This is a genomic window from Pseudonocardia sp. GCM10023141, from assembly GCF_042653605.1.
On record NZ_JBHSIR010000043.1, the window covers coordinates 80953 to 102111 of the forward strand.

19 protein-coding genes are annotated in these 21159 nt (G+C 70.8%); 7 read left to right on the plus strand and 12 right to left on the minus strand.

Translation table 11 applies throughout. The features are described 5' to 3' along the window. Positions 1-11: 11 nt before the first annotated feature. Both grpE and dnaK read right to left on the minus strand, forming a co-directional pair. The gene (gene grpE / locus ACFPFQ_RS25505) at positions 12-701 is read right to left on the minus strand and encodes a nucleotide exchange factor GrpE (RefSeq protein ID WP_379623072.1); all 690 of its coding nucleotides are present in this window, start codon (positions 699-701) and stop codon (positions 12-14) included. After that, complete coding sequence (gene dnaK / locus ACFPFQ_RS25510) at positions 698-2551, minus strand: molecular chaperone DnaK (RefSeq protein WP_379623074.1); 1854 nt, start codon at positions 2549-2551, stop codon at positions 698-700. The genes grpE and dnaK overlap by 4 nt, the downstream gene beginning before the upstream one ends. Positions 2552-2767: 216 nt before the next feature. On the opposite strand from dnaK, the gene ACFPFQ_RS25515 reads away from it, so the two are divergent. From ACFPFQ_RS25515 to ACFPFQ_RS25530, 4 genes are all read left to right on the plus strand, one after another. Continuing rightward, positions 2768-3115: a hypothetical protein gene (locus ACFPFQ_RS25515; protein ID WP_379623075.1), complete on the plus strand. Its 348-nt coding sequence runs from the start codon at positions 2768-2770 to the stop codon at positions 3113-3115. Positions 3116-3123: 8 nt separating this feature from the next. Beyond that, the gene (locus ACFPFQ_RS25520) at positions 3124-3684 is read left to right on the plus strand and encodes a DUF3558 domain-containing protein (RefSeq protein WP_379623291.1); all 561 of its coding nucleotides are present in this window, start codon (positions 3124-3126) and stop codon (positions 3682-3684) included. 66 nt (positions 3685-3750) lie between these two features. Continuing rightward, positions 3751-5103 (plus strand): hypothetical protein, encoded by a 1353-nt coding sequence (locus ACFPFQ_RS25525; protein WP_379623076.1) that lies wholly within the window; start codon positions 3751-3753, stop codon positions 5101-5103. Then, positions 5100-5843 carry an ESX secretion-associated protein EspG gene (locus tag ACFPFQ_RS25530; RefSeq protein WP_379623077.1) on the plus strand — a complete coding sequence of 248 codons (744 nt, stop codon included), beginning with the start codon at positions 5100-5102 and terminating at the stop codon, positions 5841-5843. The genes ACFPFQ_RS25525 and ACFPFQ_RS25530 overlap by 4 nt, the downstream gene beginning before the upstream one ends. An 84-nt stretch (positions 5844-5927) precedes the next feature. On the opposite strand, the gene ACFPFQ_RS25535 is transcribed toward ACFPFQ_RS25530, so the two are convergent. Genes ACFPFQ_RS25535 through ACFPFQ_RS25565 form a run of 7 tightly spaced genes read right to left on the minus strand, consistent with a single transcriptional unit; the run spans position 5928 to position 13743 of the window. Then, entirely contained in the window at positions 5928-6347 is a 420-nt protein-coding gene (locus ACFPFQ_RS25535) for a hypothetical protein (protein ID WP_379623079.1), read from the minus strand. 34 nt (positions 6348-6381) lie between these two features. Beyond that, entirely contained in the window at positions 6382-7389 is a 1008-nt protein-coding gene (locus ACFPFQ_RS25540; RefSeq protein ID WP_417715039.1) for a C40 family peptidase, read from the minus strand. Between the two features lie 12 nt (positions 7390-7401). Continuing rightward, the gene (locus tag ACFPFQ_RS25545; protein WP_379623082.1) at positions 7402-8013 is read right to left on the minus strand and encodes a hypothetical protein; all 612 of its coding nucleotides are present in this window, start codon (positions 8011-8013) and stop codon (positions 7402-7404) included. Continuing rightward, a complete protein-coding gene (locus ACFPFQ_RS25550; protein WP_379623084.1) occupies positions 8013-9944 on the minus strand; it encodes a hypothetical protein in 1932 nt (643 codons plus the stop codon). The genes ACFPFQ_RS25545 and ACFPFQ_RS25550 overlap by 1 nt, the downstream gene beginning before the upstream one ends. Then, positions 9941-13003 carry an ATP-binding protein gene (locus ACFPFQ_RS25555; RefSeq protein WP_417715038.1) on the minus strand — a complete coding sequence of 1021 codons (3063 nt, stop codon included), beginning with the start codon at positions 13001-13003 and terminating at the stop codon, positions 9941-9943. The genes ACFPFQ_RS25550 and ACFPFQ_RS25555 overlap by 4 nt, the downstream gene beginning before the upstream one ends. Beyond that, positions 12990-13478 carry a hypothetical protein gene (locus ACFPFQ_RS25560; RefSeq protein WP_379623088.1) on the minus strand — a complete coding sequence of 163 codons (489 nt, stop codon included), beginning with the start codon at positions 13476-13478 and terminating at the stop codon, positions 12990-12992. Before ACFPFQ_RS25560 ends, ACFPFQ_RS25555 begins: the two co-directional genes overlap by 14 nt. Positions 13479-13482: 4 nt before the next feature. Next, complete coding sequence (locus ACFPFQ_RS25565; protein ID WP_379623090.1) at positions 13483-13743, minus strand: hypothetical protein; 261 nt, start codon at positions 13741-13743, stop codon at positions 13483-13485. 479 nt (positions 13744-14222) lie between these two features. On the opposite strand from ACFPFQ_RS25565, the gene ACFPFQ_RS25570 reads away from it, so the two are divergent. Further along, positions 14223-16475, plus strand: coding sequence for a heterodisulfide reductase-related iron-sulfur binding cluster (locus ACFPFQ_RS25570; protein ID WP_379623092.1), 2253 nt, complete (start codon positions 14223-14225; stop codon positions 16473-16475). 14 nt (positions 16476-16489) lie between these two features. On the opposite strand, the gene ACFPFQ_RS25575 is transcribed toward ACFPFQ_RS25570, so the two are convergent. The 3 genes from ACFPFQ_RS25575 to ACFPFQ_RS25585 all read right to left on the minus strand — a co-directional run bounded on the left by ACFPFQ_RS25575 (position 16490) and on the right by ACFPFQ_RS25585 (position 19284). After that, on the minus strand, positions 16490-17356 hold the full coding sequence (locus ACFPFQ_RS25575; RefSeq protein WP_379623094.1) for a hypothetical protein: 867 nt from the start codon (positions 17354-17356) through the stop codon (positions 16490-16492). A gap of 129 nt (positions 17357-17485) precedes the next feature. Further along, entirely contained in the window at positions 17486-18103 is a 618-nt protein-coding gene (locus ACFPFQ_RS25580; RefSeq protein WP_379623096.1) for a response regulator transcription factor, read from the minus strand. Further along, complete coding sequence (locus ACFPFQ_RS25585; RefSeq protein WP_379623097.1) at positions 18100-19284, minus strand: sensor histidine kinase; 1185 nt, start codon at positions 19282-19284, stop codon at positions 18100-18102. The genes ACFPFQ_RS25580 and ACFPFQ_RS25585 overlap by 4 nt, the downstream gene beginning before the upstream one ends. A gap of 135 nt (positions 19285-19419) precedes the next feature. On the opposite strand from ACFPFQ_RS25585, the gene ACFPFQ_RS25590 reads away from it, so the two are divergent. Both ACFPFQ_RS25590 and ACFPFQ_RS25595 read left to right on the plus strand, forming a co-directional pair. Continuing rightward, positions 19420-20373 (plus strand): ABC transporter ATP-binding protein, encoded by a 954-nt coding sequence (locus ACFPFQ_RS25590; RefSeq protein ID WP_379623099.1) that lies wholly within the window; start codon positions 19420-19422, stop codon positions 20371-20373. Continuing rightward, entirely contained in the window at positions 20370-21158 is a 789-nt protein-coding gene (locus ACFPFQ_RS25595) for an ABC transporter permease (protein WP_379623101.1), read from the plus strand. Before ACFPFQ_RS25590 ends, ACFPFQ_RS25595 begins: the two co-directional genes overlap by 4 nt. Position 21159: the final 1 nt, after the last annotated feature.

The window sequence follows — 21159 nt, forward strand, 5'->3', positions numbered from 1 at the left end:
GTCGGTGATGTTCAGGCCGGGCCCTGGTCGGTTCCCTTGTCGGGATCCGGCCACAGGTCCCTGGCGTCGTCGGGCACACCGAACGCCGAGCCGTCATCGGCACGGTCGGTGACGGTGACCATCGCCGGCCGCAGGACCCGATCGGCGATGCGGAACCCGCGGCGCAGCACGCTCGACACCACCGAGACGGTGGGGCCTGCGATCTCCGGGCTCTCGTGCTGGACGGCCTCGTGGACCGAAGGGTCGAACGGCTCGCCCTCCAGCCCGAACGCCTCGAGACCCAGCTTCTGCGTCACGGCCACCAGTTTGTCGCCGACGGCCTTGAACGCGCCGGTGAGATCGCCGTGCGCCTCGGCCCGGTCCAGGTCGTCGAGCACCGTGAGCAGTTCGGACACGAACTGCACGCGGGCCCCGACCAGCACGGACTCTCGGTCGCGGTCGATCCGGCGCCGGTAGTTGGCGTACTCGGCACTGACGCGCTGCAGGTCTGCGGTGCGCTCGGCCACCTGCGCGGCGAGCTCCGCCGCGGCAAGTGCGTCGACGCCGGCAGCAGGCTCCGGGGCCGCGGCCCCGGCCGGGTCGTCCCCGGCCGGAGTCCGCGCCTCGCCGGTCTCCGGGTCGATCCGACGCCGGTCCCGGATGACGACCCGCTCCGCGTCGGCGCCGTTGTCGGCGCGTTCGTCACGGTCGGGAGGAGTCACTTCTGGTCCTTCTCCTCGTCGACGATCTCGGCGTCGACGACGTCGTCAGCGGCGTCGTCGGAGGCCTGCTGGCCGCCGGCATCGCTCGTGGCCGCACCGTCGGTGCCCGGCTGCTGGTAGAGCGCCGAACCCATCTTCTGCGACTCGGTGGCGAGCTTCTCCATCGACGACTTGATCTTGTCGCTGTCGGTGCCCTTGAGCGCCTCCTGCGCCTCGGTCAGCGCGGAGTTCACGCCGTCCTTGACGTCGGCGGGGAGCTTCTCGTCGTTCTCCTTGACGAACTTCTCCGTCTGGTAGACGAGCGACTCGGCCTGGTTGCGGACCTCGGCGTCCTCGCGACGCTTCTTGTCCTCGTCGGCGTGCGCCTCGGCTTCCTTCATCATCCGGTCGATCTCGTCCTTGCCGAGAGCCGACCCGCCCGTGATCATCATGGCCTGGCTCTTGCCGGTGCCCATGTCCTTGGCGGACACGTTGACGATGCCGTTGGCGTCGATGTCGAAGGAGACCTCGATCTGCGGGACGCCGCGCGGTGCCGGCGGCAGGCCCGTGAGCTCGAACATGCCGAGCTTCTTGTTGTAGGCAGCGATCTCGCGCTCACCCTGGAACACCTGGATCTGCACCGACGGCTGGTTGTCATCGGCCGTGGTGAAGATCTCCGACCGCTTGGTGGGGATCGTGGTGTTGCGCTCGATGAGCTTGGTCATCACGCCGCCCTTGGTCTCGATGCCCAGAGACAGCGGGGTGACGTCGAGCAGCAGGACGTCCTTGACCTCACCACGCAGCACACCGGCCTGCAGTGCGGCGCCGACGGCGACGACCTCGTCGGGGTTGACGCCCTTGTTGGGCTCGCGGCCGCCGGTGAGCTCCTTGACGAGCTCGGTGACGGCGGGCATGCGGGTGGAGCCACCGACGAGCACCACGTGGTCGATCTCGCCGACGGAGATGCCGGCATCCTTGATCACCTGGTTGAACGGTGCGCGCGTGCGGTCGAGCAGGTCGGACGTGATGCGCTGGAACTCGGCGCGCGAGAGCGTCTCGTCGAGGAACAGCGGGTTCTTGTCGGCGTCGACCGTGATGTAGGGCAGGTTGATCGTGGCCGTGTTCTGGCTCGACAGCTCGATCTTGGCCTTCTCGGCCGCCTCACGGAGGCGCTGACCGGCCATCTTGTCCTTGGTCAGGTCGATGCCCTGGCTCGCCTTGAACTTGTCGACGAGCCACGTGATGACCCGCTCGTCCCAGTCGTCGCCACCGAGGTGGTTGTCGCCGTTGGTGGACTTGACCTCGACGACACCCTCACCGATCTCCAGCAGCGACACGTCGAACGTGCCACCACCGAGGTCGAAGACGAGGATCGTCTGCTCCTTCTCGCCCTTGTCCAGGCCGTAGGCCAGCGCGGCCGCGGTGGGCTCGTTGACGATGCGCAGGACGTTGAGGCCCGCGATCTGGCCGGCCTCCTTGGTGGCCTGGCGCTGCGCGTCCTCGAAGTACGCGGGAACGGTGATCACCGCGTCGCTGATCTCCTCACCCAGGTACGCCTCGGCGTCGCGCTTGAGCTTCTGCAGCACGCGCGCGCTGATCTCCTGGGCGGAGTACTTCTTGCCGTCGATGTCATCCGTCGCCCAACCGGTGCCGATGTGGCGCTTGACCGAACGAATCGTCCGGTCGACGTTGGTGACGGCCTGGTTCTTCGCCGACTGCCCGACGAGAACCTCGCCGTTGCGGGCGAAGGCCACGACCGAGGGCGTGGTCCGCGCGCCTTCCGAGTTGGCGATGACCGTCGGCTCGCCACCCTCAAGGACGGCGACGACGGAGTTGGTGGTCCCGAGGTCGATGCCGACCGCACGAGCCATGGTGGTTGCCTCCGTGGAACTGGTAACTGGGATCCGGTTTCTTGCCTGTACTGCGCTCAAGTCTGCCACGTCCTCGACGGGCACCGTCACGGTGCCTTGAGTCGAGTTCGCTCAACTTGCTCAAGCGGTCCAACGTGCGACCCCCGCCATGTGTTCCCGAGGCCTGATTTTCCCGAACGCCCACGGGCTGACCTGCGGTTGTCCTACGCTGCCCGCATGGCACTGCCGGTACGGGCGCAGCTCGACGCCGCCGTCGCGGGCGTGGGGATGCAGGTCACGCGGGAGAACGTGCTGCAGGCTCGGGCCGCGTTACTGGGGGAAGCGGACCGGCTGGAAACCGAACTTCTGCAGCAGGACCGCACCTGGCCGGGCCTTGGCCGCTGTGGCGGGGATCCGGTCTCGGCGGATGCCTCCGTAGCGTTCGACGAGCGTTCCCGCGCCCTTCTCGATCGCTGTCGGGAGTACAACGATCACCTCAGGAAGGCGGCGTACGCGTTGGACGCCGTCGCGAGGAGCTATGGCTACTCGGAGGACGAAATAGCGTCGTCGTTCAAGCCCACGTGATGAATCGGATGCTCGTCGCGTTGCTGGCCATATTGGCAACCCTCACTGCTACCGCCTGCAGCCCGGCCCCCGCACCGCCGAGTGCCCCGGCGACGGAATCCTGGCTTCCTCCTCGGCCGCGAGAACTCCCCATCGACGGCCTAGACCCCTGCACTGCACTGACAGAGCAACAGCGCGTGACGCTCGAACTCGGACGCACTCGCGCCTTCGCAAGCCCGAGCCCAGACCGAGGACCCGCCTGTACGTGGATCTTCACGGCGGTCACCGACTTCTGGTCCGTGTCACTCGAGACCAGTCCCCATCGGGGTGCGACATCAGCGATCGGCAGTACCCGGGCTACCCGAACATTGACGATCGCCGGATTCCCAGCCGTCGAGACGTCGAATCCGCTGGCTGACGAGGACAAGCAGTGCTTCGTGATCATAGATGTCGCCGCCGCCCAGGCCCTCGTGGTCGACTTCACCTCGAACGGCGACACAGTCGCGATGAATCATGCGCTCGCATGCAGCAAGGCGAACCTTGCCGCGGAACAGATCATGCAGACCCTGCTGCAGCAGACTCCCGGCTAGTTCTCCCAAACGCCCACGAAGCACGCACCCCGTCCGTACGCTCCGAACCCGGTGGGAGGAGCGAGGGTGAGAGAGATCGGCTACTACCTCTACGAGAACGTGCCGCTCCAGACGAAGTACCAGTGGATGGCGCAGTCGCCGGGCAGTGCTGCTGTCGACCCCACGCGGGCGATGCTCGGCGCCACCGGCAACGCCTACTCGGCCTCCGACGGCAACGTCCGCGAGACGCTGCAGGCGTTGGGCATCAACTGGCAGGGATCCGCGGCCGACGCGGCCGGGCAGGCGCTGCACCAGGCCGCCGACCGCAGCGGTGCGGTGGGGGCTGCCAGCAGCACGGGCAGCGGCTCGGTGGCGGGGTACGGCCACTCGTTCGACGCGGCCCGCGCGAAGGTGCACTGGGAGGATCCCGGCACCTGGGACTGGTGGGACCAGGTCGTCGACGTCGGTGGGTTCGGGCTGCAGGTGATCACCGGCCGGCAGAACTCGATCATGTCGGACTTCGCGGCCACCGCGGAGCGCAACCGCACCCTCGACGCCGAGGCCACCCGCGCCCTCTACGAGCACGAGTCCGAGAGCCGGGCGGCGCTCGCCGCGTTCCCCGTGGTCGATCCGGCCGCCGCCCTCACCACCGAACCGGCGGGTGGCGGCGGGGGCGCCGGGTCGGCCCACGGCGTGCCGGCCGGTCCCGCCGCGAATCCTGCGGCGTTCACTCCGACCGCCCAGATCGCGCCGGCACAGGCGCCATCGGCGCCGGCGGCCGGAGCGCTGCCACCCGTACCGATCCCGGCAGGATCTCCTCCCGCCGGCGCCCCGACCACGAACCCCTCCAGCACCGGCACCGGAGCACCGACCCGCACGCCGGTTCCGGATGCCCGGATCCGGCCGCTGCCCAACGTTCCGTCGCAGGTCACCGCACCTCAGGCCGGTGCAAGTCGGGTGGACCCGGGCCTCACCCCACCCACCCGGAGCGGCGCCGACCGCGTTCCGCCCACGCCGTTGGCCGATCGGGCCACCGCACCCGTGCCGGGCCGGCGCGACCCGATCGCTGTGGCTCCTCCGCCGGTCGCGGCGCGTCCCGGTGCCGTCTCCCCGTTCGGCAGCAGGACCGGCTCGGGAACCAGCAGCCGGGGCGGCAGCACCGGCGGCGGCACCGGCGGCGGCACCGAGTTCGGCGAGCGCATGGCACCGCGCGCCGCCGAGCCGACCACCACGATCGCGACGGCCGCGGGTCGTGCCACCGGAGCGGCATCGGCCGGACGGGCGGGCTCCGGGGTGCCGTTCATGGGCGGGATGGGTGCCGGCGCGGGTTCCGGGGCCACCGAGCGCAAGGCGCGGTACGTGATCCCGTCCGCGGATGCCTTCGAGGTCCCGCTGCCGCTGCACCCGACGGGCGTCATCGAGGCGGACGGCGACGAATGACACTCGACTGGTCCCGCGCGGCGGTGCTGTCCACCACCGAGTTCGAGGTCTGCTGGGAGTTCCTCCGGCTCGGCGAGACGCCGTGGCAGCTCGATCCCCCACGCTCCGGGCTCACCGCGCTCGAGCGCGACACGATCGTCACCGGCGCGTTCGTCGACATGCGGCGGCGCGGACTCGCCGGGGCCGACGAGCCACGCCCCGACATCGTCGACCGGATGCGCATGCTCGCCCGCCCGGAGTGGTCGGCCGACGTCCGCTTCCGCGCCGACACGCTCGTCGCGGGCGTCGTGGCCTGCGTGGGCAGGCGCTGCACGCTCGCGGTGCGGCACGGCAACGAGATCGCCCTGCTCGCGCTCGCCTCCGAGGACGCGCTGCGGGCACTGCTCGAGCTGGTCGGGGTCACGGAGCCGGGACGCGGGCCGCAGCTCCGGCTCCTCGCCGCCACGGTGGTTCCGGACGCCACATCGGCGGCCGAGCTCGTCAACGGCGGGATGGCGGCGGACGACGCCGCCGCTCTCGCCGCCGCCTGCCGCGGGATCGTGCTGGCCGGTCAGCTCGGCGCTGCCGCGAGCACGGGCGACGGGAGTCGGGTGCGGCGCGCGCCGCACGTGATCGGGTTCCACCGCGGCGACGCCGGCACGTTCAGCACGATCCGGCGCGGCGACGTCGTCACCGTCGCGCCGACGGGCCGCGACGGCCTGCTCGCCGAGCTGGCCGACCTGGTGGCCGCCGTCCGCTGATGCGAGCTCGACGCGACCGCGCCAACCCGTTGGCCACCGCGCCGATGTCGGGACGTCGGCGCGGTGGCTACTTCGTCGGCGCCGTCACAGGGGGGCGGCGGGGCGGGGCTCGACGCGGCCGGCAGCCGCCTCCGGCAGCGGGTCGAGCACGGGCGCGAGCACGCGGCGATGCTCCGCGTCGGTCACGAGCCGCTCGGCGGCGTCGCGGTACTCGAGGTCGCCGTCGGCACCGAGGTCGGCGTGGTAGCCCGCGGCGGCGAGCTGCTCCTCGTCGAGGTCGACAAGCAGCTCCCACCGGCTGGGGATCACCTTGTAGTCCGGCCACGGCAGGTGCCCGTAGGCGTCGTGCAGGTCGGCCATCAGCCCCACGAAGACCTGCTGCCAGCGCAGCGGCATCGACTGGGCGAGCGAACGCGGGACGACCAGGTGGTTCTCGGTGGCACCGGGCGCCGGGCGGTCCAGGTAGTCCTGGACGGGGGTCGTTGACGAGGGTTCGGGGGGCAATGTCGGCTCCTGATCGTGCTTCGTGCTCGTGCCCTCAGGCGCGGTTGTTGGGTGCGGTTCCGGGACGGGTGGCAAGCGGGACGAGTTCCGCGTAGTCCCACGGGACCTTCTGCACCCGGACGTTGGCACCGGTGTAGGGCGCCTCCACCATCTGGTCGTTGCCCATGTAGAGCACCACGTGGTGGATCGTGGACGGGTCGTGCGGATCCGTGGCGTAGAACAGCATGTCCCCCGGCTGGGCCTCCCGCACGGGCACGTGCCCCCCGTTGTTGTACTGGTCGGCCGCGACCCGCGAGATGGTGATGCCGGCAGCGGCGAACGCCTTCAGCATCAGGCCCGAGCAGTCCCACCCGCTGGGCCCGGTGCCGCCCCAGACGTAGGGCTTGCCGACCTCGCCGAGCGCGAAGTTGATCGCCGTGGCCGCCACCCCCTGCGCGAGGACCGCCGGGCCGCACGCGGCGAGCGGGCTCACCGCACCGGCGATCTGTGAGACGAGGTCGGCGGCCAACCCCTCCCACTTCGCGTAGGCCTGCGGGAAGGCCGATCGCTGCACCGTCTGCGCCGCGACGGTGACGGGCATCGTCTCCCAACCGGGCACGGCCATCAGCCGCTGCAGGAAGATCGTGGTGCTGTAGACGGGATCCGTGACCTGGGCCGGTGAACCCCAGCCGGCCGACGGTCGCTGCTGGAACAGCCCGAGCGAATCGCGATCGCCGTAGTTCAGGTTGCGCAGTGTCGATTCCTGCATCGCGGTGGCCAGCGCCACCAGCGAGGCGCGCGGCGGGGCGTTCAGGCCCTTGGCCACGCCGATGATCGTGGCCGCGTTGCGGCGCTGCTCGTCGGTGAGGTCGGCCGACGTGGTTCCCGCCTGCACACCCGCAGGCCCGCCCGCCGAGCGCAGGTTCGCATCACAGGCCCCGAACGTCGCGGCCGCGCCACCCCCGCCGCCACCGACGCTGAACGCCACGAAGGCCACGCCGATGAACAGGCCGAGAGCGGCCGCGATCGCCACCAGTGGCAGCAGCAGACGCAGCGGGCGCAGCGTGTTCACGACTCACGTCCGCTCGTAGCTGGACACGCGCCAGCCGACGTCGGAGTTGATCAGCACCTCGGTGAGCGTCAGCGCATCGGTGGGGACCTCGACGCGCACGGACTTGGGCGAGACGCTGACGGCCTTGGGCGGGCCCGTGACCTTCGTTGACGGGATGTTGCCCGGGTCGACCCCCGCGAGCACGCCCATGTACTCCGGGGTGGTCGTAGCCCGCAGCCCCTCCAGCCACTGACCCGCCGGCGTGCCGGCAGGCGGGCGGACCCAGGCCGCGGTCCACGCGGCCGCGACGTCGAGAGCGGCCTGCGGGGCCTGGCTGACGGGAAGCGCGGTGGGCTGCAGCTCGGCGACCGGCGGCAGCGCCGTCGGGGCGGGCGACGACGACGGGTTCAGCGGCTGCTGCGGAGTGGACCGGTAGGTCGGGGTCGGCGCCATCGCGATCGGCGGGATCTTGCCGGACGCCGAACCCCCGCCTGCCGCGGTCAGCGCGAAGCTCAGTCCCGCAGCGAGCGCCGCGACCACGACCAGCGTCATGGCCAGCCGCGCCGGTGATCGCAGGGGCCACTGCCACAGTCCGCGGTAGGCCGCCGCTCGACCCCGCGGGGTACGGATCGGCATCAGCCCGACCCGCCACGCGGTCCGTAGGCAGGCTGCGCGGGACGCGGCCGGTAGATGCGGTAGACGGGCACGCCGTCAACCAGTTCGGCCTGCACGGGCCGCGCGCCACCCGGGCGCAGCGGCACGGCGTCGGACCGCCGGTAGATCGAACGGTCGTCGACCTCACCCGGTTCGGACCAGCTCGGCCCCGACGTCCCGCCCTCGACTCCGCTGGATCCGGCCGGCAAAGCGGGCCTGCGCGCCGCCGGGATGAGGGCGGGAGCCCGGGCCACCTCGACCTCGGTGCGCTGGCGCGGGACCCGGGTGGCCTGCGCGGTGACGCGGGCGCCGGGCTCGGACTCGGGCCGGGCACCGCCGGAGTAGTCGGCGCCCGCGGCGGCGCCCCGTCGCTCGTCCCACCAGCGGGACTGGCGGTCGTCCTCGGCGGCGGCACCGCCACGGACCCGCTGCCACACCCGCGACATCGGCCCGGTGCCGGCGCCGGGCACGATCCCGCCGAACTGCTCCCGGGTGAGCGACACCATCGACACCAGCCGCCGGAAGGGCCGGGCCACCGCCCAGAGCACGACCGTGACCACACCGGTGACCAGCAGGGCGAGCCACAGGTCGATGCCGGAACCGGGACGGAACAGCGAGACGACCAGCAGCGCGTGCAGGCCCGCCAGCGCGCCGACCACCAGGGTGTTGACGATCGCGGCACCCGCCACCCGCAGCAAGGACGGCAGGATGTCGGGCTTGAGCACCGCCACCACGGCGATCGCAGGAGCGGTCATGATCAGCAGTCGCAGCATCAGCAGCGCGACGAGCACCAGCACCTTCGAGAGCAGCTGGAACAGCGCGATGCACATCGCCTGGACGACGGACAGCACGCCGATGCCGATCCGGCTGCCGGACTTGCCCTGGAAGTAGGGGTAGCGATCGCCCATCTTGCCGGCGATGGTCGCGAAGTCGGCCTTCTTCTGCTGGGCCAGGTCGGGCGTATCGGCGTGCGCGTTCAGCTCATCAATCGTGAAGGTCTGCGCCCGCAGCAGATTTCGCCCCTGATCTACCGCTTGCGGAACGTCGGGGGCGCCGAATTCTCCACGCAGCCAATTCTGATAAATGACCTGATCGACCAGAACGGTGGGTAACGTGTTTCGGTCACCCATGCCGATCTCGCCGAGGAATCCCTCTTGCATATTGGTGACGCCGTCGAGCAGGAGTGAATCGGCCGCCTTCGACCAGTCAACCGGTGCGAGATAGGCCGCAGAGCCGACAACCAGTGCGGCGACACCGAACGCTGCCCGTTGCGCTTGCTTTGCCAGGTCTCCACGCAGGGCATACACCAGCAAGATGACAGCAAGGACCGCCAGCACTGGGCCAATCCATGTGGTGAAGACGGCATCGTACATCGCTCGAGTTCCGGTCGTGATCAGATTATCGAGCGGGGTGAGGAGGTCGCCGCCGCTAGCGATCAAATAGTGCGACCAGTTGACTCCACCCACGGCGAACTTGGCTACGTTCAGCTCCTGATTACCCAACCAAGTGTCAGTGGTACTGGCCGGGTTGAATACGGCCGCCCCGGCACAGCCGAGATCGTAGTTGTACCAAACAAGCCCACCGTAGCCGACCTCGCGATACACACTTCCGATTTCGCCGTGGCTTCCCCTCGGGGGATCCAACGATCCCACAAGACCCGTACCAGGCCGATCCGGCTCGGGCGACTCCTTGCAGTCGAACGGCTGCGCCATGGCGGGCGAGCCGATGAGCGACGACCCGCCGACGATGGCGAAGACGACGAGCAGCGCGGCGGCGCGCCGCCGCGGTGGTCGTGCACCCGTTGCGGCGGCGACCGCACGGAGCCGCTTGCGGCGCGCGACGAACATGGCGGCCGCCAGCACCAGGGCTGCGGCCAGCCACCCGGAGCCACCCGGGACGTCCCCGGGGGTCACCGGACGCTCTCCCCGCCCGTCCGCGCGCGGTCACCGTCGATGTCGCGATCGTCGACGTCGTCGATGTCGCCCAGCAGATCCAGTTCCTCGTCGTCGAGCAGCTCGGCCGTGAGCACCTCCGTGGTGCCGGTGTAGGCACCGGCGTGCCCATTGCCGTTCGCCCCGTGGGGCGCGTCGCCGCGGAGCAGGCCGTCGGGGTCGTCCAGATCGTCGAAGTCCTCGTCGAAGTCGACGTCCTCGGCGAGGTCGGACGACCCGTGCGCCGCGGATCCGTTGACGACCGGCGCATCGGGCCCGAACCGGTTCGGGATGGGCCCGGCCGGCACGGGGCGGTGGGGTTGCTCGGCAACCAGTTGCTGGCGGGGTTCCGGCTCGTCGGGAGCACGGACCGCCGCGGGTGCCATCGCCGCCGGCACGCCGCGGGCCGAGACCCGGCTGGCGTCGGGGTTGGTGTCGAGCGCCTCGCGGACGTGCTCGAGGTGGGGGGCCTCGAGGTCGATGCGGATCTTCTCGACGCCGCCGTGCCCGTCGGCGAACACGAACTGGCGAGGTGTGTCGTCGGGACGGTCGTCGTGGCGCGGCCGGGGCGACAGCGTGCCGAGCATCTGCTCGTAGCCGACACCCGTGGGGACGCGCAGCAGCCGCAGCGCCTCACCCTGGGCCTCATCGTCGTCGGTGCGGCCGACGAACACGGCGTTGACCAGCGACGCGAACCCGGAGACGCGCAGCAGGTCACCCGCCAGCTGCGACGCGAACAGCGCCCGGACGTTGAACTTGCGGCTATCGCGGGCGAGCCGGTCGATCAGCACCTTGCCCGTGGGCACCTGCGAGAGGAAGTGGGTCTCGTCGAGCGCGACGCCCTTGCGGAGGTTGCGATCGGCGTCGTAGATCGTGCGCTGGGTGAGCCACGAGGCCAGGTTGAGCAGCTCGACGGCGAGCGACTCGCCGTCGGTCCACTCCTCGCGCGGGCTGCCCGGGCGGGGCAGCGTCATGCCCTGCATCGTGAGCACCGTGAGCCGGTAGTCGCGATCGGCCTGCCAGGGGTCGTGGCGGGACGTGTCGGGGAACAGCAACGCGGCCTGGGGCAGCTCGCGGCGCTCCTCGAGGAAGTCGGCCACCACCCCGGAGTGCTGCTCGCCGTCGCGGGCGTGCCGGCGCAGCACGTCGATCACCATGCCGGGGTGGCGATCGGGCGCGCCCCCGACCTCCCGGACGGCCCGCAGCAGGACGATGCGCGTGTGGGGCAGCCGGGCCACGTCGTAGGGCAGCAGCCCGGTGAGCACGTCGAGCACCAGCCGGCGCCGGGTGGCCGCTGCCAGCGAGCGCTCGCGCCGCCAGGCCCGCTCCGGATCCTCGTCATCGGCGTAGTGCTCCGGGCGTGGCTCGGCCACCACCCGGTACGGGTTGAGGATGCCCGGATCGGCCCGCAGCAGGTTGATGTGGCGCGAGAACGGTGCCAGCTCGGGGAGCCGGGTGAGCTCGGCGAGCGGTCCCGACGGGTCGAGCACCGTCCAGCGCGCACCGGCACGCAGCGTTTTGTAGACGATCAGCCCGGTGAGGAACGACTTGCCCGATCCCAGCCCGCCGACCACAGCGGTGAGCCCGGATGCGCGCCGGACCTCCTGCGCGAGCCAGGGGTCCCAGGCCACGGGACGCCGCGTGGCCGTGCACGTCTCGCCGATCATGATGCCGCGGCGGTCGCCGACCGACGCCGTGGCCGCCGGCACCGCCGCGGCGGCCCAGGTGACCGAGCCGCGCCTGCGGTAGGCGGTGGAGGCGAGCGGCTCGCCGGGGATGAACTCCCTGGCGTAGCGGTACTGGGCCTCGGGGTGCTCGATCTGCACCTTCGGGCGGTAGACATCGAGCACCTGCTGCGCCCGGCTGACCGCCTCGGCCTCGTCCTTGCCGGCCACCGCGATGCGCCACCAGCCGTAGACCCGCGTGTTGAGCTGGGTGAGCCCGCTGGTGAGCTCGTCCTCGACCTCGAGCACGCGGTCGGCCTGGCGCGCCAGCGACATCGGGGGGTCGAGGTCGTGGTCGTGGGTGTAGTGCCGGATCTGGCTGCGCACCTTGCCCATCTGGCGCTGCAGCTCGCCCGCCACCTCCTCGGGCTTGCGGATGTACATCCGCGCCGACCACTCGACGGGGAACGGCAGCCGGTCGGAGTGCTGCATCCACGGGTCGTCGACCTCGGGGATGCGCAGGCCGTCCATCAGCCCGACGGTCAGCACCGCGACGTTGCGCGAGACGGTCTGCGAGCGGATCCGGCCCACGACCCGGACCGTGGGCGCGTAGGGCTCCTGGTAGACGTCGACCCCGTCGGTGAAGGCGGCGAGGTCCTCGGTCTCCCAGCGGGTGGTGGCGCCGGGCACCATCGACAGCGTGCGCGGGGCCGGCAGCCCCAGCGCCACCGAGCGGTGCATCAGCCAGGCGATGTCGTCGGCCGTGGCGGGCACGGCGTCGAGCCCGCCGCTGGCCACGAGGGAGTCGATGTGGCCGACCTCCGAGGCCAGCGCCGCCAGCTCCGCCTTGACCGTGCCGGGCGCGACCTTGCCCAGCACCGGGGCCGCGATGTCGACCCAGCGGTCCAGCATGCTGCGGCCGGAGACCTCGATGCCGAGGAACACCTCCTTGTCGGACATCGACAGCCCCATCAGATGGCGCTGCTCGCCCTCGAGGAAGCCGTCCCAGCCGAGCGCACCCGCGACGTCGGGCATCCGGCCGAGCGCGTTGTTGTCGAAGGACTCCGCCCACATGTGCACCGGGTAGGGGCGGGTGGTGACCCGCAGGTGCACCCACCGGCCCTGCAGCTCACCGAGCTGGGCCGCGATCTGGCGGATCAGGACCTCGCGCTGCGAATCGCTGCGGAAGCTCCACGCCTGTGCCGCGAGCCGGTACCAGGCCATGACCTGCGTGCCGGTGCGTGTCAGGTGACCCTCGATGGAGCGCAGCGCGATGTCGGGCACGTACTTCGGCAGCCCGGTCTCACCTGCTAGTGCACGCCCCCGGCGACGTTCACCGGGCTGTGACGCATCACGTGCAGCGTCACGACGTGGCACGCCTGCGCCCCTTCCGACTCGTGCTTGCCTGCTTCTTCGTGCCTGCCTGCTGCTTCGTCGCTGTTCGGGTGCCGGCCTGCTTGCTGGCGGCGGGGCCCCGGACGGCACCGCGGCCACGGGCCACCGGCCCCACCCGGACATGGCCGGAGCGGATCGGGCCACCCGCCACGGCGGTGGAGGCGCGCGGACCGCTGATCTCGAGCTTGAAGTGTGCGAGTACCTGACCCAGCGGGCGCTCGTAGTTGATGCGCTGCCCGAGGAACCTCGTGAAGACCACCGTGAGGAGCAGCGCCCACGCCACCGAGAAGAAGTCGAGACCGATCCCGATGCGGCGCTGGACGAACATGATGGCGATCATGACGAGCAGGCCGAGGCCGTACGCGACGTAGCGCGCTCGCCACGGGAACGTGGCCCTCGGCGGGCCCAGCCATACGGAGTCGACACGATAGATCTCGTCGTCGGTGCGGACCAGCACCCGATCACCCTGTGATGAGGCCGGCCAGGAAGCTGCCGATCTGCGGGCCGTTGCCCGAGACGGCGATGCCCAGCGCCACGAGACCGATGAGCAGGCCAACGCCACGGCGCGCCACGCCGGCGTTGTCGCCGCGCCCGCCGATCCACAACAGGATGATCGCGATGCCGAGCAGCACGAGCGGTACGACGTTGCCCTGGATCCAGCCTTGCAGACCGTTGGTGCTGAGCCCCTGTGCGTAGAGCACCTGGGCTGCTGGTCCGGTCATGGCTGCGCTCCTCCTCGTGGTCACCACTACCCCCGAGGCTGCCGCGTACCGACCCCCTCGGGCATGGTGGCCACCCGACCTGGCCTGCTCCTAGCCGATCGACGCAGCGTCTGACCACTGCATCTCGATCGACATTGAGTAGACCATGCTGACCAGCACGAGCATAGAGGGTCGCCCGCACGGCGGCACCGTGGACGCACGGACGGCCACGCTGCGTCGCCGACGGCCTAGTCGGGTGCGTTTCACGCCGTTCCTGAACCGATCGAGTGACAGCAGGCCCCCGACCAGCCCGGGTGTGGCGGACGTGATGCCGGATTCATGTCACATCGCTCCGGATCGCTCATCCGATTACCCACCGGTAGGTTCTTGTCTGATCTGCCGGAATGCCCCCGGCAGTGGACAGGAGCAGCGGTTTAGTCTGCTGCGCAACGGCGCGCGATCCACCACTCGCGGGCCCGTGCAGTCCTGGGAGGAAGCCCGTGCTTGTGCGACTGGTGATCGGTCTGCTGATGACGGTGATCGCGTTGGCGATCTCCGGACGGCGGGCGTTCTGGATCTACAACCTGATCAAATCCGGTCAGCCGGCGCATGACCGCACCGACGGCCTGGGCCAGCGGGTGCGGGCCCAGTTCGTGGAGGTCTTCGGCCAGCGCAAGCTCCTGAAGTGGTCGGTGCCGGGACTGGCGCACCTCTTCACGTTCTACGCGTTCGTCATCCTGGCCACCGTCTACCTGGAGGCCTACGGAGCGCTGTTCGACCCCACCTTCCACATCTGGCTCATCGGCCAGTGGCCGGTGCTGGGGTTCCTCCAGGACACGATCGCCGTGCTCTGCCTGCTGTCGCTCGGCGTGTTCGCGGTGATCCGGATCCGCAACGCCCCGGAGCGCGAGGCGCGAGCGTCGCGGTTCTACGGCAGCCACACCGGTGGCGCCTGGCTCATCCTCTTCATGATCTTCAACGTGTTGTGGACGCTGTTCTTCTTCCGCGCGGCGTCCTCGGCGCTGGGCACGTTCCCCTACACCTCCGGCGCGTGGGCCTCGATCGGCCTCGGCCACCTCTTCGAGGGCCTTTCCCACGACACTCTCGAGGTGGTCGAGAGCGTCGGGCTGATCCTGCACATCGGCGTCATGCTGGCCTTCACGATCATCATCGCCTACAGCAAGCACCTCCACATCTTCGTCGCGCCGGTCAACGTCTCGGCCAAGCGCTTCCCGAAGGCGCTCGGCCCGCTCCCCGCCATGGAGTCCGGCGGCAAGCTCATCGACTTCGAGGACCCGGGCGAGGACGACGTCTTCGGCCGCGGGAAGATCGAGGACTTCACGTGGAAGGGCATGCTCGACTTCGAGACCTGCACCGAGTGCGGTCGCTGTCAGAGCCAGTGCCCGGCATGGAACACGGGCAAGCCGCTCTCGCCGAAGCTCGTGATCATGGACCTGCGCGACCACCTGATGGCGAAGGCGCCCTACATCATCGGCAGCAAGAAGGACGACGTGCCCGAGGTGGGCTCGATCGACTTCGCCGCGGGGTTCAAGGACGACAGCTACCACCACCACGGCGTTCCGGAGTCGGGTTTCGGCCGCATCACCGGATCCGGCCCGGAGCAGGCCGCCCGGCCGCTCGTGGGCACCCTCGAGCAGGGCGGCGTGATCGACCCCGACGTCCTGTGGTCGTGCACCACCTGCGGCGCGTGCGTCGAGCAGTGCCCGGTGGACATCGAGCACGTCGACCACATCGTCGACATGCGCCGCCATCAGGTGCTGATCGAGTCGGAGTTCCCCTCCGAACTCGGGGTGTTGTTCAAGAACCTGGAGAACAAGGGCAACCCGTGGGGCCAGAACCAGCGCGAGCGCCTGGACTGGACCAAGAAGCTGGACTTCGAGGTCAACGTCTTCGACGGTGAGCTCGCTCCCGAGGTCGAGTACCTGTTCTGGATCGGTTGCGCCGGAGCCTTCGACGACGGTGCGAAGCGCACGGTGCAGGCCACCGCCGAGCTGCTCAAGCGGGCCGGCGTCAACTACACGGTGCTCGGCCCCGAGGAGACCTGCACCGGTGACCCGGCGCGACGCTCCGGCAACGAGTTCCTCTTCCAGATGCTGGCGCAGCAGAACGTCGAGGTCCTCAACGCGGTGTTCGAGGGCCGCGAGCCGGGCACCCGCAAGATCGTCACCACCTGCCCGCACTGCCTCAACACGTTGGGCCGCGAGTACCCGCAGCTCGACGGGCACTACGAGGTCGTGCACCACACGCAGCTGCTCAACAAGCTGGTGCGCGAGGGCAAGCTGGTGCCGGTCGCCGCGCCCGATGAGGACGGTATCAACGGATCTGGGCGCGCTCCGGTCACCTACCACGACCCCTGCTACCTGGGCCGCCACAACGAGGTCTACGAGGAGCCGCGCGCGCTCGTCGGCGCGGTCGCCACGCTCACCGAGATGCCGCGCCACGCCGACCGCTCCATGTGCTGCGGCGCAGGCGGGGCACGAATGTGGATGGAGGAGCGGATCGGGCAGCGCGTCAACGTCAACCGCACCGAGGAGGCGCTCGCCACGCTCGAGGGCGCGGGCAGCTCCAACGGATCGGCCCCGGCGGGCGGCACCATCGCGGTCGGCTGCCCGTTCTGCAAGACCATGCTCACCGACGGGCTCACCGAGAAGCAGTCCGGCGGCGCGGGCGAGAACGTGCAGGTCCAGGACGTTTCACAGATGTTACTGGCCGCCGTAAAGCGTGGTGACTGACGGCTACCCGCGGCCTAACAGGGAGAGAAGGACACCACCACGTAGGTCTGCACGCTCGGGCTGGTCTGCTCCATGTGGACCCGTCCGAGCGCCTTGCCTGCTGCGACTGCCCATGGCGTGGCACAGCCGTCGACGACCAACCGGCGGTCCCCCTCCTCTGACACCGGCTTCGGCAGCTTTCCGGCAGGCGGCCCGACCGTCGGCGTCGACCTGAGCCGATCATGCATGAGCGTGACGCTGTCCGTGCACGTCTGACTGCCCGTGGCCGCGAGCAACTGAGCCAGCCCTGCCGGTGCCAGCAGTCGGCACAGGGGCTGCGGATCGGGTTGCTGCGAGTCAACCGCCTGAAGCATCGCCACAAGCACATCGTCACGCCGTTCAGCGATCTGCGGCCGAATCGCATCGCCGGCTTCGGCGAAGACTTTGGCTTCTTCTGCCTTTGTCTGCTGCAACGAGACTCCGAACCCCACCCCCGAGACCACGCACAACACCGCCCCCACCGCCGCCAGCCGCCACCATGGCAGCTGGGCGAGCCCGGCGAGCAGCACCCCGATGCTGGCGGCGAGCGCCCATGCCCACGGGCCGGTGCTCAGCATCAGCCCGATGACGACCACGATGCCGGCGAAGGCGAAGTCCCAGCCGCGCAGCAGTCCCTCGAGGCGCAGCAGCCGCAGCACGATCAGCGCACCGAGCCCGGCGAGCCAGGGGATCCACGACAGCCCGGAGAACGGCCAGAGCAGCAGCGCTGCGACGAGCACGCCGAGGCCGACCGCGCCGCGCGGGGTGCGGGCGAGCTTGCGGAAGTCGAACCGGGGCCGGTGCCCCTTGGGTGGTGGCCCAGCGGGTGGCGGCTCCGCCGGCGGCGGGGTGGCCTTCTGCATCGGCTCCGGGACGGCCGGGGGCGGCACGGCGGGCCGAGTGGCCGGGAGCCACGGTGGCGGGGTTGCAGGCGACGGGTCCATCGCAGCGCGAGAGTACCCGGCCGACCGACCCCGCCGGGGTGATTCGGGTCAGAGCCAGCCGCGATCGCGCGCCACCTGCACCGCCTCCGTGCGGCTGCCGACGCCGAGCTTCTGCATCGCCGACGACAGGTAGTTGCGCACCGTTCCCGGGGAGAGGTGCACGCGCGCGGCGATGTCGGACGCGGTGCCGGACGCGTCGACGCTGCGCAGGACCTCCAGCTCACGATCGGTGAGCGGGCTCGCCTCGGTCATCAGTGCCGTCATCGCCAGATCGGGGTCGACCCAGCGGCCACCGCCGTGCACCCGGCGGATCACGTCCGCGAGCACCGTGGCGGGCGCGCTCTTGGTGACGAAGCCGGTGGCCCCGGCGGCGAGCGCCCGGCGCAGCACGCCTGGGCGCGCGTGCCGGGTGAGGATGATGCACCGGGTGCCGGGTTCGTTGTTGGCCACCCACTGCGCCACCTCGGCGCCGTCGAGTCCGGGCATCTCCACGTCGAGCACCGCGACATCGGGATGGTGCTCGCGGATCCGCTCGATCGCCTCGTCACCGGTGGCGGCCTCGCCGACCACCACGAGATCGGACTCCAGTCCCAGTAGCGCGCCGACCGCGCCCCGGGTCAACGACTCGTCATCGGCCAGCACCAGCCGGATCGGGGTGCTGCTCATCGGGCTGCCACCGGCAGGTCGGCGGTGACGGCGAACGTGCGGTCGGCTCCGGGCCCGGCCACGAGCCGGCCACCGTGCTCCCCCAGGTAGCGCTCGAGCGCCACCAGCCCGGTGCCGGGATCGGAGCCGTCCGGCGGCGCGGCACCGTCGTTGACCACCCGCAACCGGGCTCCCTCCCCGACCAGCTCGATGTCGATCGAGCACCGGGTCGGCTGTGCGTGGCGCAGGACGTTGGTCATCGCCTCCCGCAGGACCCGCCCCAGCACGTTGCGCGACAGCGGACCCACGATCGACGGGTCGCCGTGCACGTCCAGCGCGACGCCTGCCGACTCCAGCACCGCCCGCGCCCCCGCCACCTCCGACGCCAGGTCGGTGCCACGCGTGTCGCGCACCATCGCCCGAACCTCGGTGAGCGACTCGCGCGCGACGCGCTGCACGTCGTCCATCTCGGTGCGGGCCCTGGCCGGGTCGACGTCCAGCAGCCGCGAGGCCAACTCGCTCTTGAAGGCGACCACCTCCAGCGCGTGGCCGAGGATGTCGTGCAGGTCGTCGGCCAGCCGCAGCCGTTCGCGGGTGGTGGCGAGCTCGGCCGCGGTGCGGCGCGAGTCGTCGAGATCGGTGACGGCCTTGAGCCACCAGAGGCGCTCCACGTCGATGAGCCAGATGGACGCCACGTAGAAGGCGGCGAGCCCGCTGCCGAACCACGCGCTGAGCGGGGTGCCCTCGTACGCGGGGATGCCGACGACGTACCCCGCCACCAGCACGACGACGGCGGCGGACCCCACCCACCCGAGGGTCGTCCGCAGCCGGTGCCCGCCGACGATGTCGCCGAGCAGGACCGCGCTCACGATCGACCAGGTGAACCCGGTGAGGCTGCTGGCCAGCGCGACCAGCGTGAGCGCGAGCCCGACGGAGCCGGCCGCGATCATGAACCAGAGCGGGGCCGTACGGCCGAGTGAGCGAACGTGTTCCCGGACCCGCCACACGTGCAGGCCCAGCCCGGCCACGTAGAGGACGAGCACCACCGCGGTCAGCTGTGGCGGCCCCGGCCACCCGGAGACCCAGCCCGACACCGGCGGGAGCAGCAGGAAGAAGCCCGAGTACGCGAATCCGGCCCGCCCGAAGCGGCGCGCTGCGCGGACGGTGCGCTCATCGGCGAGATCCGGAGGTGGCCCTGGCACGAACCGACCGTATCCGACCGTGTGGACGGCGATCCGGTCCTCATGACAGCTGTCATGCCGACCGTGGACCGTTGTCATCACAAGGTGTGATCACCGGGACTACTGGGTGCCCTCAAGATCGGCGACAGTTGGGCCATGACACAGACCACCCACCAGTTCGGCCCGGCGGCCACGGCCTCGCCGGACGTGCCGCTCGCCGTCTCGGTGCACGGCCTGCGAGTCACCTACGGAGACTTCGAGGCCGTCCGAGGCATCGATCTGGACGTCCGCCGCGGCGAGATCTTCGCGCTGCTCGGCACGAACGGCGCGGGCAAGACGACCACGCTCGAGGTGCTGGAGGGGTTCGGCGCCCGCTCCGGCGGCACCGTCTCGGTGCTCGGCCTCGACCCGGCCACCCAGCGCTACGAGCTCAAGCAACGGATGGGCGTCCAGTTGCAGGAGGGCGGCTTCATCGAGGAGCTGACGGTCCTCGAGTCGCTGCAGCTGTGGCAGAAGCTCGTGAACCGGGTCGACCGCCCGGAGCGGCTGCTGGAGCGCTTCGAGCTCGGCAGCAAGCGCAACACCCAGGTCGGCAAGCTGTCCGGCGGCGAGAAGCGCCGCCTCGACCTCGCGCTCGCCGTGTGGGGTTCACCGGACCTCGTGATCCTCGACGAGCCCACGACCGGCCTCGATCCGGAGTCGCGCCGCCGCACCTGGGATGCCATCCAGGAGCTGCAGGAGGCGGGCCGGACGGTGGTGCTCACCACGCACTACCTCGAGGAGGCCGAGGCGCTGGCCGACCGCGTCGCGATCATGCACCAGGGCATCGTCGCCGTTCGCGGGACGCTGGCGGAGATCGTCAGCGCGCAGCCGGCGAGCTTCTCGGCCGCCGTCCCGGCGGGGGCCCCGCCGCTGCCGGCGCTGGTGGGCGAGCCGGTGTTCACCGGCGAGCACCTGCAGGTCCACACCGCGGAGCTGCAGCGCGACCTCACCACCTTCCTCGGCTGGGCCGCCGACCACGGCGTCGCGCTGCGCGACCTGCGGGCCGCACCGGCGTCGCTCGCCGACATCTACCACGCAGTGCGCATGCAGCAGGAGGACTCCCGATGACCACCGCAACCGCCCCGGCACCCACCTCGACCGCGAGCCGGGTGACCGCACTGGCCGTGAGCGAGCTTCGGCTGATCTCGCGCAACCGGACGGTGCTGGTGTCCTCGGCCATCCTGCCGCTGGCGATGGGGGTGTTCTTCGCCTACGCCTTCAAGGCCAACGATCTGGGCGTCACCGGCGCCGCGATGGCGGTCGCCGCGCAGATCGCGGTCGTGCTAGCCATGGGGATCTACGTGACGGCCACCCAGACGCTTGTCGCGCGGCGCCATTCCCGGGTGCTGAAGCGCCTGCGGATCACCGGTCTCACCGATCGCGACCTGCTGGTGGCCGTCGTGCTGCCGACAGTGGTCATCGGTCTCGGCCAGCTGGCGATCTTCCTGGTCTTCAACCTGGTCAGCGGCACGCCGTGGCCCGTGAACGTGGCCTCGATGGTCATCGCGGTCGTGGGCGGCATCGTGCTGGTGGTGGCCGCCGCGCTCGCCACGTCGGTGATCACACCCTCGCCCGAGCGGGCGCAGATCACGACGCTGCCGCTGACGTTCCTGCTGCTCGGCGGCGCCATCGTCACCGCGATCACGGCTCTGAGCGGCTGGTGGGAGCTGCTGTCACTGCTCCCCGGCGCCGCGGTCGGGTCCTTCGTGCGCTTCGCGATGGCGGGTGGCATCGCCGACCAGGGCCTCGCCGGACTGCCGGCGTTCGTGATCCCCGCGGTGTCGCTGATCGGCTGGTCGATCGCGTTCCTGGTGCTCGCGGCCCGCAAGTTCCGCTGGGACCCCCGGCACTGAG